Genomic DNA, 15,548 nt, shown 5'->3' with positions numbered 1-15,548 from the left:
AAAACGGAAGAAAATAATTCTTCGTTATTCCATAGAAGCTAAAATTTCTTTAATGTCTTCTTCGTCGGTATCTGGATTGATAAAACAAAAACGAGAAATGGTTTCTGAATGTTCATTTTTAGTCCACTTCGTAGGGGTTACTAAGGCTAAACCTGCTTTGTGATTTTCATAAGTCCAATCTCTATAATCATCGGGACTCCAACCTTTTCTTCTAAACAAGACACAAGATAAACTAGGTTCTCGCACCAACTCTAAGTGTGGCGCTGCTTCTATTTGCTTAGCTGCATTTTGAGCAAGCTCCAAGCCTCTTTCTATGGCTTCGGTGTATTTTTGGGTGCCGTGCATCGCTAAAGAAAACCAAAGTGGCAATCCGCGTAAGCGTCGTGTTAATTGAATTTGATAATCTGAGGGATTAAAACCTTGCGCTCCTTCATCTTTAAAAATGTCTAAATAAGCTCCTTTCTGGGAGTGTGCATTTTTGGCAAGTTCTATATCCTTATAAATCACAGCACCGCAATCATAGGGTGAGAACATCCATTTATGAGGATCTATAGTAATGCTGTCGGCACGTTCTATTCCTATAAATAAATCCCTCACCGAAGGAGCTGCCAACGCGCCTCCTCCATAAGCGGCATCTACGTGAAACCAAAGATTTTCTTTTTTGCAGACATCGGCAACCGAGTCGAGTTCGTCGATAATTCCTGCATTCGTAGTTCCTCCCGTGGCGACCACAGCAAACAAACGCTTTCTATCAATTACCCCTAAGTTATCAATGGTGTTTTGTAACCATTTTCCCGTTAAACGGTCTTCATCATCGTCATCTACAATTACAATATCCGCATCCATCACATTTGCCATAGACTTTACGGAAGAATGCGCGCCGCTAGAAGTAATTAATAATGCTTTAAAGGCTTTGTTTTCTTCCTCTTTTTCGCGCCAAGCTTCCCGTGCTGCAATCATAGCCGATAAGTTGGCTGCTGTTCCCCCACTGGTAAATACGCCAAAGGCTCCTTCGGGCAAACCAGTTAAAGAAACCAGCCATTTCATGGCTTGGTTTTCGCAAAAAATTCCGCCACCACCAGTCATCCAGTACGCACCGTGAATACTCGCTGCAGAAGTCACCAAATCAAACAATACCGCTGCTTTGGTAGGCGCTGCCGGTACAAAAGCTAAATGCCGAGGATGATCTACGGGCACTGTTGCTTTTGCCAGGACATCCCGAAACATATGAAACGCTTTCTCGCCGCCAATTCCATCTTTGGTCACGGTTTCACCCACGATAGCCAAAAGATCTTCTTCCTTTTTTGGAGAACCCAAATCTGGGGAAGTATTAGAAATTCGATTAATGGCATATTTCATGATATCTAAGGTCATTTCTACCGTACTGATATCAATGGAGTGCATACTTTTCATAAGGGTCTATTTTTTTGTTGCGAAACGAGAATTTGCTATTCGGTTAAGCTGATGATGGAAAACTGCAAATCTAAAGGTTTTAATTCCTTTTTAAGCTTCGGAATTAAATCTTGCCCGTAGGTTTGATAAAATTCACTAAAATTAATGCTTCGTTCTTGTAAACTTTGATGCGGAAAAACTTCATCTTGTATATGAACCACGCGCTGCAATTCATCTTTTAATTTTCTTTTCTGTGCTTTCAACAAACGTTTTTCTAAATGATCTAAACCGTTGAGTTGTTTTTTTTCTTGCGCAGCAACTGCTCCATAAAAAGACTTGTCGGTTTGTTGAGCCAACGCATACATATCTTTAAATTGTTGCTGAAGCTGTTCTTTTTGAGCTGAAAAATCAATTTCAATAGCTGAAATCTCTTTGGTTCGTTTGCTGATTAAATTCTCTTGCTTTAAGAATAAATCTTTAAAACTCAAGCCTAGTTTCTTTGTTTTCTGAATTTGCTTCTCAGACATCAGAAGCGCCGAGTTTCTTAATAATAAAATGGGAAAGCTTACTTTTTCTTTACGGAAATAAGATTTCAACTGCATCCAATATGCCAATTCGCCTCCGCCGCCAATATAACAAAGATTAGGCAAAACCACCTCTTCATACAAAGGCCTCATGATTACATTAGGAGAAAAACGCTCGGGATAATTATCTAATTCGGTTATGATTTCTTCTTCCGTAAAGCGGATATTAGTTTCGTGAACGATGTAATATTCATCCTCTTTAATAATACGTTCGCGAAGGTTTTCTTTGAGGTAAAATAAGTTGATTTCACGCGGATTCACTTGAATCTTATACCCTAACTCGTTTATTTTTTTTGAAGTCTCCCCTACTTCTTCTGAAGAAATTTGATGCAAGAGTTCATTTTTTACATAGGGAGAAAGTTCTTTTTTTAGCGCAGCATCATTTCCGTCAAGGATAATTAAACCATAAATTCCAAAAAGTTCATTGGCAAGATAACGGGTCGCTTCAGTTAGGTTATGATGCTCTAGATAAGCTTTTTTAAACAAAGATTTTAGATGAGCCGATTGCTCTGAATCGTTCAATAAGATGCTAAATTTTTTAAAAACTTCCTCCAAACCTTCCGTAGGTAAGTCTCCTACAGCTCCGCTTGCTTCTTTATTCCATTGTATTTTATGCTGTTCAAAATTAAAGAAGTTGATTTCTTCAAAATCGTGATCTTCCGTTGCCATCCAATATATAGGAACAAAGTTTTGCCCTGGATAGCGCTCTTTTAATTCTTCCGTTAAGTTGATGGTAGAAATAATCTTATATAAAAAATAAAGCGGACCGGTAAACAGGTTCAATTGATGACCTGTCGTAATGGTAAATGTATTTTCTTGGGTTAAAAGCTCAATATTCTCTTGGCTTTTCGCCGAAATCTGAGTGTCTTTATACTGCTCCCTAAGACTACTGACCAATACCTTCCTTGTGGAAACCGAATAGTTTTCTTGTTTTAAGTCGACTTGCTTTTTAAAATTTTCCAACTTGGGAAAATGCTCGTAAAAGTCGGTTAAAGATTCCTTTTGAGCGAGGTAATCTGTCATGAAGGAAGAAAAGTAGTTCGTGTCTTGATAAGCAATACAATCGGCCATAGAATAAAAATCTTATGCTCACAAAGATACATTTGTCAAGCGTTTTTTTATACTAATTTTTAGTTAAAGACGATTTCACCTTCTTTATGCTTAAAAACGAATTATAAATCTATTTTCATTCCTAAAGTTAATTTTTGTCGCTCTGGAGATTTTCAAAGAGTGCACGTTCTTACCAAAGTAGGCAGTCGGAAGATTAAAGAAAGGTGTCTCGACTAGCTTATCTTGAGTCTTTCAAGTTAACATCGCAACTATTATTGGATTAAACACCAAAAAGATATACAAAAAAATAATGCTGTTTATTTACGTTAAGAAAGTAAATAAACAGCATTAAATAAGTTATAAGCTAAAAAAAATTATGCTACAGGCTCGCCATACAAATCAAAATCTTCGGCTTCATTTATTTTTATCTGTGCAAAATCACCTGTTTTTAAGTAGTGTTTAGAAGCATCAATCAAAACTTCATTATCTACATCTGGAGAATCAAATTCGGTTCTACCTACAAAATAGTTTCCTTCTTTACGGTCGATTACACATTTAAATGTCTTCCCTATTTTTTGCTGATTTAGTTCCCAAGAGATTTGAGATTGTATTTCCATAATCTCATTGGCACGTTCTTGCTTCACATCTTCGGGCACGTCATCTACCAAATTATAAGCGTGGGTATTTTCTTCGTGAGAATAGGTAAAGGCACCTAAACGCTCAAAACGCATTTCTTTGATCCAGTCTTTTAATTCCTGGAAATGAGCTTGAGTCTCCCCGGGATATCCAACAATAAGCGTCGTTCTAATCGCCATTTGAGGAACGATTTCTCGGAATTTATGAATTAAATCAGTAGTTTTTTTATGGGTGGTTCCACGACGCATCGACTTTAATAAATCATCTGAAATGTGCTGCAGCGGAATATCGATGTAGTTACACACCTTAGGTTCTTCATTAATCACATCGAGCACATCTTCTGGGAAACCCGTAGGAAAGGCATAATGCAAGCGAATCCACTCAATTCCTTCTACTTTTACCAACTCCCGAAGCAAACCAGCCAAGGCTCTTTTTTTATAAATATCTAAACCGTAATAGGTTAAATCTTGAGCTATAAGAATCAATTCTTTTACACCGTCTCTAGCTAAGCCTTGGGCTTCTTTTACCAATTGCTCAATTGGGGTAGATTTATGTCCGCCACGCATTAAAGGAATGGCGCAAAAAGAACACGGACGGTCGCAACCTTCCGCAATTTTCAAGAAAGCATAATTTTTTGGAGTAGTCATTACTCGCTCTCCCAAAAGCTCGTGCTTATAATCGGCTCCTAAAGCTTTGAGTAAAGCAGGCATTTCGGTAGTACCAAAATACTGGTCTACATTAGGAATTTCTTTTTGTAAATCGGGTTTATAACGTTCCGAAAGACATCCCGTCACAAAAACCTTATCTACAATCCCATCTTCTTTCTTCTGAGCGTATTCTAGAATGGTATTCACCGATTGCTCTTTGGCGTTATCGATAAATCCGCAGGTATTAATCACAACAATGTTCCCTTCTTCTTCGTGAACTACGTCTTTTTTATTGGCTTTAAGCTGTCCCATCAAGACTTCAGAATCATAAATATTCTTACTACAACCCAATGTTACAACGTTGATCTTATTCTTCTTAAGTGATTTTGTTCTCATAGCCTTTTAAAAATGTGTGCAAAGATACGAAGCTTTTAAGACTTTATAGGTCTATACCAAATTAAACAGATCATGTCGCAATTAAATCGTTTCTTTTATGTTTGATTTTTAGTAAAAAATAAACATAAAGTAGTTCAATTTCTTAATGCGACATTAGGTATTTAAAATGGTATTATTAAAGGCTCTATGATTTTGACACGATGCAAACAAAAAAACCGCTTCAAAATATAAGGTCTTGAAACGGCTTTTGTTTTTAATTCGTTTTTAGATTGTTTTCTTAAAGAAAGAATCGACAAACTCTATTTTATTGAAAATTTGTAAATCTTCAATTCCTTCTCCTACGCCAATGTATTTGACAGGAATTTTAAACTGGTCGCTAATTCCAATTACCACGCCGCCTTTTGCCGTACCATCTAATTTAGTGACCGCCAAAGAAGTTACCTCGGTCGCCGCTGTAAATTGTTTAGCTTGTTCAAAAGCGTTTTGTCCTGTAGAACCATCTAATACCAATAAAACTTCATGGGGGGCATCTGGAATTACCTTCTGCATCACACGCTTTATTTTAGAAAGCTCATTCATTAAATTAACTTTATTATGAAGTCTTCCGGCGGTATCGATAATCACCACATCGGCATCCATCTTTACACCGCTTTGTACGGTATCAAAAGCTACAGAAGCAGGATCACTTCCCATTTTTTGTTTTATGATAGGAACATCTACCCGATCTGCCCAAATTTGAAGCTGATCTATAGCCGCAGCTCGAAAGGTATCGCCGGCACCTAAAACCACTTTCTTTCCTTGAGATTTAAACTGATGCGCTAACTTTCCAATAGTAGTTGTTTTTCCTACGCCATTAACTCCTACCACCATAATAACGTATGGTTTCTTGGAAGCAATAGTTAATTCTTCTTGCTCTCCAGAACCAGACTCACTCAGTAAACCAGCGATTTCTTCTCTTAAGATAACATCCAGCTCTGAGGTACCCAGGTATTTATCTTTAGCTACGCGCGCTTCAATACGATCAATAATTTTAATGGTCGTTTTTACCCCAACATCACTCGCTACCAATACCTCCTCTAGGTCATCTAAAACCTCATCGTCTACCTTAGATTTTCCGGCAACGGCTTTACTTAATTTACCAAAGAAGTTCTCCTTTGACTTCTCTAAACCTTTATCTAAGGTTTCTTTTTTTTCTTTTGAAAAAATTTTTTTAAAAAAACTCATACGCTATACTTGTGTGCGTTAGGGATAGAGGCATTGTTGGAGCTCTCCCGATAAGAATCGGGAAGCGACTGCCGATAGCCCGGCCTCCATATTTCCAGTTTTTCTGGAAATATGAAGGAAACGCCCAAATTAATTGTTCTGCAAATATACACAAAAACAAAAAAGCCGTCTCGAAGAATCGAAACGGCTTGCTTATTTTCTATAAGTAGTTATTTCTTATCGAAATAATCCTTTACTTCTTCTGGTGCCATAATAGCTTCTTCAAAAGTGTATGCTCCAGATTTTGGAGATTTCACCATTTTAATCGCTTTACTTAGCCTCTTTGATCCTGTCTGTAACGATGCTACCGATTTCTTTGCCATAACTTATTACTTTATCTCTTTATGAACCGTCATTTTATTAAGAATTGGGTTAAATTTCTTTAACTCCATTCTATCCGGTGTATTCTTTTTATTTTTTGTGGTAATATATCTAGACGTACCTGGTTTACCAGATGTCTTATGCTCTGTGCATTCTAATATTACTTGAACTCTATTTCCTCTTTTTGCCATTGCTCTAAGATATTAAAGGTGAGATTACTTTTTTAAGAATCCTTTTTCTCTTGCTTCTTTGATCACAGCAGAGATTCCTTTTTTATTAATGTTTTTTAATGCGGAAGTCGATACTTTTAAAGTTACCCACTTATCCTCTTCTGGTATATAAAAACGTTTTTTAACTAAATTGGCGTTAAATTTACGCTTAGTTTTATTCATAGCGTGGGAAACATTGTTTCCAACCATCGCTTTCTTACCCGTAAGTTCACAAACTCTTGACATTTTTTCTAATCTTTTCTCGTTATTTCAAAACAGATTGCAAATTAAAGGCATTTTAATCTAATCTCCAACAATATCTACAGAAAAAATAAAGATTATTTAGAAAAATAATCTAAAAGGATTTCTTGCGCCTTTATTACCGCTTTTTCAATCACTTTTTCTCGTAGATTCCCGAAGTTAAAATGGTATACCTTCTCTTCCGTTTCGCTTACTAGTGCAATATACACCGTTCCTATTTCTGCTTCACTATCCCCTTTTGTAGGCCCCGCATTTCCTGTGGTTGCGATTGCCATATCTGCCTTAAACATTTTCCTTGCTCTTATAGCCATTTGCAGCGTGATATCTTCACTCACCACACTATGCTCTTCAATAAGCGTTTCTGGAATACCTAATACATCATTTTTACTACTGGTAGCATAAGTGACTATACTTCCTATAAAGTATTTAGAAGCTCCAGGAATCGCTGTGAATCTCGAGGCTATTTCTCCTCCCGTACAACTCTCTGCCGTTACCAAGGTTTTTTGATGATGCACAAAGGCTTGAGCGATTTGTTCTTCTAAAGTAGCCTCTTCTTCAAAACCCTTCATGATATCCCCTATGAGGTCTTGAAGCTTTTCTATTTCTGAATCAATACTGTCTTGTAAAAACTGTTTTTCCTTTCCTCTAGCGCTTAATCGCAGTCTCACTCGTCCTAAACTAGGCAAGTAAGCCAATTTAATATGCGAAGGCAGCGCATTCTCCCAGGCCTCGATTTTTTCTGCGATCGCACTCTCCCCCACGCCATAAGTTAAAACGGTTTTATGTAAAATATGAGGTCTTTCAAATCGTTGCTGAAGTCTTGGTAACACCTCATCCTCTATCAATGCTTTCATCTCATAAGGAACTCCTGGTAAAGAAATATACACCACTCCGTTCTCATCAAACCACATTCCTGGTGCTGTCCCATACTGATTGTTGAGCGCGATAGCTTTAGACGGAATTAAGGCTTGATCTCTATTTAATTGGGAGATAGGCGTACTGATGTGTTCCTTGAATAATTCTTCTACATGAGCGAGAACACTCTCATTAACCACGTAAGTATCCTTAAAATAGTCACATAAGGTCTTCTTGGTTAAATCATCATTGGTTGGCCCCAAACCTCCCGTAATAATTATAATATTTGCTCTCTTAGCAGCTAAAGATAGGCTTAACTTAATGTGCTCTGAGGTGTCTTGAATAGAAGTAATCTGACCTACATCTACTCCTATATGATTTAGTTTCTTGGCTATATAGGCAGAATTCGTATCAACAATCTGACCTATTAAAATTTCGTCTCCAATGGTTATTATTTCTGCAATCATGAAATATTAAAGTCTTTTTTAAAGGCTTCGCAAGCTAAGAAAACTCTTTCTTCTATGTAAACTACATCTTCTAAAATCTCTTCTCGGTCTCTAGCTTCTTTAGACCATGATTCTAAATTCTTGATATTTTCTGACAACTCTAACCCAAATATTTGCAGGTTAGGTTTCATTTTATGTGCAAAACTATAAGCCAATTCTGGGTTATTGTTCTCCACAGCCTCTCTCAAAAGCGCTACATCTGGCGGAAGTTCTTCTAGAAAGGCTTTTACAATTTCCTTTACAAATTCTTCATCACCGCCAGCCATTTCATTAACTTGCTGTAAATCGTATATTTTCATTACTTTATCTTAATTTGAAAAACAGACTCCTTTTCAATGAACCCATTTAAAACATCATTGGTTTTTACGCTGCCAACTCCTTTTGGAGTACCGGTAAAAATAACATCTCCAATTTTTAAAGTGAAGAATTCTGACACATATCCGATTATTTCATCAATTTGATAGAGCATGTGCTTGGTATTTCCTTTTTGAACGACTTCTCCGTTCTTTTCTAAGGAAAAATTTAGGTTCTGAAGATTCTGAAATTGATCCTTAGGAAACCACTTTTCTCCAATTACCGCAGCCCCATCAAAAGCTTTCGCTTTTTCCCAAGGCAGACCCTTTTCTTTTAATTGAGATTGCAAATCTCTCGCCGTAAAATCTATTCCTAGGCCTATTTCATCATAGTACTTATGAGCAAATTTGGGCTGAATATATTTCCCTACTTTACTGATTTTCACCAAAAGCTCTACTTCATAGTGAACGTCTTGAGAAAAATCTGGAATAAAGAAAGGTTGCTTTTTTAAAAGAACGGCGGTATCAGGTTTTAGAAAGATGACAGGCTCTGTGGGTCTTTCATTCTCTAATTCCTCAATATGCTCCGCATAATTTCTTCCAATGCAAATGATCTTCATAAAGCACTAGTTCAATTTATCTGATAGTTTTTTAAGCTTAATCACTGTCAGTACTTTTTTAGTGTACAAAGGAAAGTCTGCATTTTGAATCCAACCGTAATAACCAGGTTCCTTTTCAAAAACATCTTCCACTAATTTTCCACGATGCTTACCAAAAGAAAACACTTCTTCTCCCTTTTTATTGTAAGCGATAAAACCTGCAAAGTCTACAAATTTTTTATGAGCGCTAAATTCTGCCAGCCACTTCATATCGTTTTCCAAATCTGGGTATCGGTCTAATTGCGACTCTAAAACTTCAAAAGTAGCATTGGTATCTGCTTCTGCGGAATGCGCATTCGTTAAGTCTTTATCGCAATAGAATTTATAAGCCGCTTCTAAAGTTCGTTTTTCTTTTTTATGAAAAATGGTTTGCACGTCTACCGCCAAAGCACTTTTAATATCAAAATCTATTTCTGCTCGTAAAAATTCTTCCGCTAAAAGCGGAATATCAAAACGGTTGCTATTATACCCTCCTAAATCACAACCCTTAATCATTTCATAAATCTTTTTAGAAAGATCTTTAAAGGTAGGCTCCTCTTTAATATCATCGTAGCTTATGCCGTGAATTTTTGTGACTTCAGCAGGAATAGGCATTTCAGGATTCACACGCCAAGTATAACTCTCTTTATTTCCGTTAGGAAAAACTTTAAGTATAGCTATTTCTACGATTCTGTCTTTCGCAATATTGGTTCCTGTAGTTTCTAAATCGAAGAAACAAATAGGTTTGGTTAAATTTAATTTCATGTAGAAGATTTTTGCAAAGATACTATATACCGAATTATTTTATAAAAAAAGTCCGAAACTTAGTCCGGACTTTCTTTTAAATTATCCTTTACGGATTAAACCGTTCTTGAATCGTCAAAAGATTCTAGATATTGCGCCACGCGTTGCACAAATTGTCCTCCAAGAGCCCCGTTTACTACACGGTGATCGTAACTGTGTGATAAGAACATTTTATACCTAATTCCTATAAAGTCTCCGTCTGGTGTTTCTACCACTGCAGGGACTTTACGAATTGCTCCTAGTGCTAAAATTGCAACTTGAGGCTGATTGATAATTGGGGTTCCCATAATACTTCCAAAGGTTCCCACGTTAGTTACCGTATAAGTTCCGCCTTGCGTATCGTCTGGTTTTAATTTACCGTTTCTCGCACGACCTGCCAAATCATTTACCGCTTTAGACATTCCTACGAGGTTAAGACGATCTGCATTTTTAATTACAGGAACAATTAAATCCCCGTTTGGTAAAGCTGCAGCCATCCCAAGGTTAATATTTTTTCTCTTAATAATCTTATCTCCGTCTAACGCGATATTGATCATAGGGAAATCTTTAATGGCTTTTGCCACCGCTTCCATAAAGATAGGCGTAAACGTAATTTTCTCGCCTTCTTTTCTTTGGAATTCATCTTTCACTCTCTTTCTCCAGTTCCAAATTTTGGTTACATCCACCTCAATAAAAGATTGAACGTGAGCCGAAGTTTGAACACTATTCACCATATGATGAGAAATCATTTTCCCCATTCTAGTCATTTCTATGACCTCATCTTCTCCATTCACACTCACGGGTGCAGCAGCAGGTTGAGCTGGTTTTGCTTCCGCGGAAGCTTTATTTGCCGCAACGGGCTGACTTGCAGTTTGAGTTTTACCTCTATTCTCAACAAAGTCTAAGATGTCTTTTTTAGTAACTCGAGCTTCTTTTCCTGTTCCTTGAATAGACTCTAACTCCTCTAAACCAATGTTTTCTTCTTTTGCAATACTCTTCACTAAAGGAGAATAAAAACGATCGCTAGATGAAAAACCTTGAGAAACTACTGCTTCTCTGGCTTGGGTTACTCTATTTTCTGCATCTTGAATGCTTGCCGGCTCTTTATCTTCGCTAGAAGTTGTTGGAGCAGCTGCTGGCGCATCGCCATCGGTTTCTATAATAGCGATAGTTTGTCCTACTTTCACCACATCATCTGGACCAAATAGCATTTCAACTAGGGTTCCTTCTACTTCACTAGGCACTTCACTATCCACTTTGTCGGTAGCAATTTCTAAAACCGCTTCATCTTCTTCGATGGTATCACCAACTTCTTTTAGCCAATTGGTAATGGTTGCTTCTGCTACGCTCTCCCCCATTTTGGGAAGTTTTAATTCAAATTTTGCCATATCTATAACCTAAAAGTGTATTTTTTTAATTTGGTTGCGAATTTACTCAAAATTAGTCTACTTGAATAGTCATTTTTTAAAATTTTATCATTTGACCCTGTGTCGTACTCGAATCGCTACCCAATACAAACGAAAATCCCGTGGGTTTAATTCTAAAATTATTGTATTTATTCTTTTGCGTGTTCATCAAATATAGAATTTCTTCGTAAGTCAATTTTTCTGCATTTAACACAAATAAACTGTGCCCAAAAGCCTTTTTCATGACTAGTTTTTTATCGGCGGCATGAATGGGTATATCAAATTTCTTTCCCATTTCACGTTGTAAACCGGGGGTTGCTCCTATCAATAAAACTTGTTTAATCGTAGACTTTTTTTCTTTTGAATCTGGTTTAATTCCGTAAAGAAAACCCGCCAAACTAAGCGTAGGCTTTACCAACCAAGCTAGAGAATTTTTAAAATGTTTTTGATAAAAAATGTGCATCGCACCAAAAAAACGTTCTCTATACACCTCATCTTTGGGAGAACTCTCTCCCTTAAAATGCAACACCCGCTCGGTTCCTAAATAATAGTTTTGATAACCTGCTTTTAAAAATTTATAACTCAAATCTATATCCTCGCCGTACATAAAGTAATCTTCATCTAAGCCACCTACTTCTAAGTATCTATCTTTACGCATCATCATAAAAGCACCCACCAAAACCTCTATCGCCCCGTGTTTAGCAAAATGTACCGATGAATAATAACTCTTTTTTATTCCGATAATCTTTTTTAAAGCAATAATCGGAACAGGAACATTTCGTTTACTTTCTGGTAAAAATTCCCCTAAACCATCAATTAATCGAGGTCCCATCGCACCTAGATCCTTGTTAAGTCTAGCATACGTTAAAAAGTTTTTAAAACATTGCTCGCCAACTACGGTATCTGGATTCAATAAACAAATGTATTTGCCTTTAGCTTGGGCAACGCCTAGATTGTTTCCTTTACTAAAGCCAGAGTTCACTGGATTTTCGATTAGTTTCACTTCTGGAAAGTGTTCGCTCACCATCGCAGCGCTTTCATCTTGCGAATTATTATCTACTACAATTACTTCAGCATCTAGTTTTGCAATAGCTTTTTGTACACTATCTAAGCACAACATAAGGTGATAGGGTACCTTGTAATTCAGGATAATTATGGATAGCTCCAAAGCTTAAGAGTTTTTTAGTGAACTTTCAAACGGAATACGATGTAAAATACTTCTTCCAAGCGTGATTTCATCGGCATATTCTAACTCGTCTCCTACGCCAATTCCGCGAGCAATCGTAGAAGTGATAATATCTTCTGCTTCTATTTGTCTATAAATGTAAAAATTGGTGGTATCGCCTTCCATCGTGCTCGAAAGGGCAAAAATAATCTCGTCAATCTCTTTGCCATGTACTTTTTGTATCAGCGATTCTATGTTTAACTGACTAGGGCCAATCCCATCCATCGGACTTATTTTTCCTCCCAATACATGATAAACGCCTTTATACTGGCTGGTGTTTTCTATCGCCATCACATCCCTCACATCTTCTACCACGCAAACTATTCTTTTATCGCGGTTGGCACTGGCGCAAATCTCACAAATCTCTTGGTCGCTTACATTGTGACAGTTTTTACAAAAATTAACTTCGGTTTTTAAGTCGATTAAAGCTTTAGAAAGGTGCAAGGTTTGCTCTTCTGGTTGCTTCAATAAATGAAGTACCAAACGGAGCGCGGTGCGTTTTCCGATTCCCGGAAGCTGTGCCATTTCCTCTACTGCCTTTTCTAATAATTTTGATGAAAAATCCATAGGCACAAAAATAGCATAATTATATTCAACTATTTGATTAATCCTTAAGTTTGCAACTCAACTTTTATTGTAAATTATGGAACCCATTACCATCCTCATCCTCGTTGCCGCATATTTTGGGGTATTAATGCTTATCTCCTATTTTACGGGAAAAGATGATTCTAATGAGGCCTTTTTTAAAGCCGAAGGAAAATCTCCTTGGTATGTAGTCGCTTTTGGGATGGTAGGTGCCTCGCTATCTGGCGTCACTTTTATCTCTGTCCCCGGCTGGGTTAAAGATTCGCAGTTTAGTTACATGCAAGTCGTTATGGGGTATTTGGTGGGGTATTTGGTGATTACTTTTGTTTTACTTCCACTTTATTACCGACTCAATGTTACCTCAATTTATGAATACCTAAAGGAGCGTTTTGGAAATGTAAGCTATAAAACCGGAGCTTTTTTCTTCTTCGTCTCCAGAGTTTTAGGCGCTTCGTTTCGGTTGTTTTTGGTGGCCACAGTGCTTCAATATTTTGTTTTTGAAAGTTGGGGCGTTCCTTTTATTCTTACCGTTGTGATTTCTATCGCCTTGATTTGGATTTATACCGCTCGAGGCGGAATTAAAACCATTGTATGGACAGACACCCTGCAAACCTTGTTTATGCTGAGTTCAGTTGGCGTGGCGATTTACTTTATCACGGGAGAATTAAATTGGAGCTTTAATGATTTCTTTTCTGCGGAAGCTTTACAACCCTACACCAAAACCTTCTTTACCGATGATTTTTTAGCCAAAGATTACTTTTGGAAATCTTTCTTTGGCGGAATGTTCATCACCATTTGTATGACAGGTTTAGATCAAGATATGATGCAAAAAAACCTGACGTGTAAAAGCTTAAAAGACGCTCAAAAAAATATGCTGTCTTATAGTTTTGTATTTGTCCCCGTTAATATCGTGTTCTTATTCTTAGGAGCTTTACTCTTTATCTACGCCGAACAAAATGGAATCGCCATTCCGATGCTTGACGGAAAAGAAAAAACAGACCTCTTATTCCCCGAAATTGCCCTTAACGGAAATATGGGAATTGGCCTTGGAATCATCTTTATCTTGGGATTAATTGCCGCCGCCTATTCTAGCGCCGACAGTGCCTTAACTTCTCTCACCACCAGTTTTTGTGTCGACTTTTTGGATATTAAAAAGAAGAAAGCGATATCTCAAAAAGGATTAAGAAAGAAAGTACACTTAGGAATAAGTGTACTATTGATCTTGGTAATTGTTGCTTTTAAATATTTATTAGACAGCAGTGTCATCGATTTGCTACTTAAAGCAGCTTCTTACACCTACGGACCTTTATTGGGCTTATTCACCTTCGGGATTTTTACTAAAATTCAAATTAAGGATAAATGGGTATGGTTGGTTTCGTTAATCTCGGTTGTCATCACCTATGCACTTGGTAGCATTCCTCCAGAATATATTGGAGGATACCACTTTAATTATGAATTATTAATCGTTAACGGCGCCATTACCTTTATAGGTCTAGTATTGATTCGTAGAAAGTAACACCAAGGTACACGCCACTTCTACTTCTATTCCTGCTTTTTTTAGCTTGTCGTAAAATTCGGGGTTTTCTGTTCCTGGATTAAAAATAACACGTTGTGGTTTTAGCCCTATAATATAATCGTAATACGCTTCTTGACGCTTTGGATTCAGGTATAAAGTGACGGTATGAATGTCTTTAAAATCTTTATGCTCGGTTTCTATAGTTACGTCTTCTACTTCTCCTGTGCGCAATCCAATGGCTAGGGTTTCTATATGGTTAGAAGTTAATCTATGAATGGCAATATTGGAATAGCGATCTTCCTTTAAAGAGGCTCCTATCACTAGGGTTTTTTTATTTTCCATTATAATGTGTAACATTTCTTATTTTAAATTGTCAGAAAGAAAAATAAATTTATATTAAATTTAAAACATTAAATCTAATTTAAAATAATGAAACTACTATCCCATTTAACGAACTGTAACATAATATTTAGAAATTGCCTTTTACTAATTATGATTCTATTTATGATGTCTTGTATAGGTGATAATACAGAAGTCAAGGTTCCTAAATACAAATCTAATAAAGAAAATATTATCAATAAGTTTCAGGAAGCTGAAGATGTAGAATTAAACTGGAGCTTTAAAAGTGGTTTTATAAATGGTGAGTTTATATCTGACCAAAATCTTACTCTAAATTTAGAGTATCCAAAAAAACTCAAGGTTGATGAAAAGTTTTTAGAAGAAAAGATTAACTTCTCGAAGAGAATATCTGATGAGGAAATCCTAAATAAAAAATCTTTTGATTATTTTATTGTGAATATTTATTTAGGTGATTCTTTAATAAAAGAACACAAAGAAAAATCAAATTCTGAGCTTTAAAAATAAATAATCCTATTCGTACGAATACTCTCGTCTAGAATTAATATTTCTGGTGCAAACCCTCAATGAGAAGTTAACCTTTCAAGATTTTTTTTTCATTTTCTATTTCTATTTGCGTTAAGGA

Annotated in this window: 17 protein-coding genes; 2 read left to right on the top strand and 15 right to left on the bottom strand. The window is 36.6% G+C overall.

Going from position 1 to position 15,548, the window contains the following annotated elements; genetic code table 11:
* Window positions 1–24: 24 nt before the first annotated feature.
* From RBU60_RS04560 to recR, 14 genes are all read right to left on the bottom strand, one after another.
* On the bottom strand, window positions 25–1,413 hold the full coding sequence (locus RBU60_RS04560) for a pyridoxal phosphate-dependent decarboxylase family protein (protein ID WP_308863499.1): 1,389 nt from the start codon (window positions 1,411–1,413) through the stop codon (window positions 25–27).
* A gap of 35 nt (window positions 1,414–1,448) precedes the next feature.
* Window positions 1,449–3,047: a bacillithiol biosynthesis cysteine-adding enzyme BshC gene (bshC, locus tag RBU60_RS04555; RefSeq protein ID WP_308863498.1), complete on the bottom strand. Its 1,599-nt coding sequence runs from the start codon at window positions 3,045–3,047 to the stop codon at window positions 1,449–1,451.
* 353 nt (window positions 3,048–3,400) lie between these two features.
* A complete protein-coding gene (rimO, locus tag RBU60_RS04550) occupies window positions 3,401–4,705 on the bottom strand; it encodes a 30S ribosomal protein S12 methylthiotransferase RimO (RefSeq protein WP_308863496.1) in 1,305 nt (434 codons plus the stop codon).
* A 264-nt stretch (window positions 4,706–4,969) separates the two neighbouring features.
* Window positions 4,970–5,929, bottom strand: a complete 960-nt coding sequence (gene ftsY / locus RBU60_RS04545; RefSeq protein ID WP_308863495.1) for a signal recognition particle-docking protein FtsY — start codon at window positions 5,927–5,929, stop codon at window positions 4,970–4,972.
* A 209-nt stretch (window positions 5,930–6,138) separates the two neighbouring features.
* On the bottom strand, window positions 6,139–6,291 hold the full coding sequence (locus RBU60_RS04540) for a DUF4295 domain-containing protein (protein ID WP_308863493.1): 153 nt from the start codon (window positions 6,289–6,291) through the stop codon (window positions 6,139–6,141).
* 6 nt (window positions 6,292–6,297) lie between these two features.
* Window positions 6,298–6,480: a 50S ribosomal protein L33 gene (gene rpmG / locus RBU60_RS04535; RefSeq protein ID WP_308863492.1), complete on the bottom strand. Its 183-nt coding sequence runs from the start codon at window positions 6,478–6,480 to the stop codon at window positions 6,298–6,300.
* Between the two features lie 24 nt (window positions 6,481–6,504).
* Window positions 6,505–6,744, bottom strand: coding sequence for a 50S ribosomal protein L28 (gene rpmB / locus RBU60_RS04530; protein WP_111541561.1), 240 nt, complete (start codon window positions 6,742–6,744; stop codon window positions 6,505–6,507).
* Window positions 6,745–6,836: 92 nt separating this feature from the next.
* Window positions 6,837–8,081 (bottom strand): CinA family nicotinamide mononucleotide deamidase-related protein, encoded by a 1,245-nt coding sequence (locus RBU60_RS04525; RefSeq protein WP_308863490.1) that lies wholly within the window; start codon window positions 8,079–8,081, stop codon window positions 6,837–6,839.
* Window positions 8,078–8,419, bottom strand: coding sequence for an Hpt domain-containing protein (locus RBU60_RS04520; protein WP_308863489.1), 342 nt, complete (start codon window positions 8,417–8,419; stop codon window positions 8,078–8,080). Before RBU60_RS04520 ends, RBU60_RS04525 begins: the two co-directional genes overlap by 4 nt.
* On the bottom strand, window positions 8,419–9,033 hold the full coding sequence (locus RBU60_RS04515) for a fumarylacetoacetate hydrolase family protein (RefSeq protein WP_308863488.1): 615 nt from the start codon (window positions 9,031–9,033) through the stop codon (window positions 8,419–8,421). The genes RBU60_RS04520 and RBU60_RS04515 overlap by 1 nt, the downstream gene beginning before the upstream one ends.
* Before the next feature lie 6 nt (window positions 9,034–9,039).
* Window positions 9,040–9,816 (bottom strand): 3'-5' exonuclease, encoded by a 777-nt coding sequence (locus tag RBU60_RS04510; RefSeq protein ID WP_308863487.1) that lies wholly within the window; start codon window positions 9,814–9,816, stop codon window positions 9,040–9,042.
* A gap of 95 nt (window positions 9,817–9,911) precedes the next feature.
* Window positions 9,912–11,222 carry a dihydrolipoamide acetyltransferase family protein gene (locus tag RBU60_RS04505; RefSeq protein WP_308863486.1) on the bottom strand — a complete coding sequence of 437 codons (1,311 nt, stop codon included), beginning with the start codon at window positions 11,220–11,222 and terminating at the stop codon, window positions 9,912–9,914.
* A 76-nt stretch (window positions 11,223–11,298) separates the two neighbouring features.
* Entirely contained in the window at window positions 11,299–12,408 is a 1,110-nt protein-coding gene (locus RBU60_RS04500; RefSeq protein WP_308863485.1) for a glycosyltransferase family 2 protein, read from the bottom strand.
* 3 nt (window positions 12,409–12,411) lie between these two features.
* On the bottom strand, window positions 12,412–13,032 hold the full coding sequence (gene recR, locus RBU60_RS04495; protein ID WP_308863484.1) for a recombination mediator RecR: 621 nt from the start codon (window positions 13,030–13,032) through the stop codon (window positions 12,412–12,414).
* A 76-nt stretch (window positions 13,033–13,108) separates the two neighbouring features.
* Here recR and RBU60_RS04490 point away from each other — a divergent pair, with 76 nt between their 5' ends.
* On the top strand, window positions 13,109–14,566 hold the full coding sequence (locus RBU60_RS04490; RefSeq protein ID WP_308863483.1) for a sodium:solute symporter: 1,458 nt from the start codon (window positions 13,109–13,111) through the stop codon (window positions 14,564–14,566).
* On the opposite strand, the gene RBU60_RS04485 is transcribed toward RBU60_RS04490, so the two are convergent.
* Complete coding sequence (locus RBU60_RS04485; protein ID WP_308863482.1) at window positions 14,543–14,923, bottom strand: CoA-binding protein; 381 nt, start codon at window positions 14,921–14,923, stop codon at window positions 14,543–14,545. The two genes, RBU60_RS04490 and RBU60_RS04485, sit on opposite strands and share 24 nt — an antisense overlap.
* A 147-nt stretch (window positions 14,924–15,070) precedes the next feature.
* Here RBU60_RS04485 and RBU60_RS04480 point away from each other — a divergent pair, with 147 nt between their 5' ends.
* Window positions 15,071–15,424: a hypothetical protein gene (locus tag RBU60_RS04480; RefSeq protein ID WP_308863481.1), complete on the top strand. Its 354-nt coding sequence runs from the start codon at window positions 15,071–15,073 to the stop codon at window positions 15,422–15,424.
* Window positions 15,425–15,548: the final 124 nt, after the last annotated feature.

The organism is Mesonia profundi, assembly GCF_031085155.1.
Lineage (GTDB): Bacteria > Bacteroidota > Bacteroidia > Flavobacteriales > Flavobacteriaceae > Mesonia > Mesonia profundi.
The sequence above is the reverse complement of the archived record's forward strand: the minus strand, read 5'-3'. Positions and strand labels throughout refer to the sequence as shown.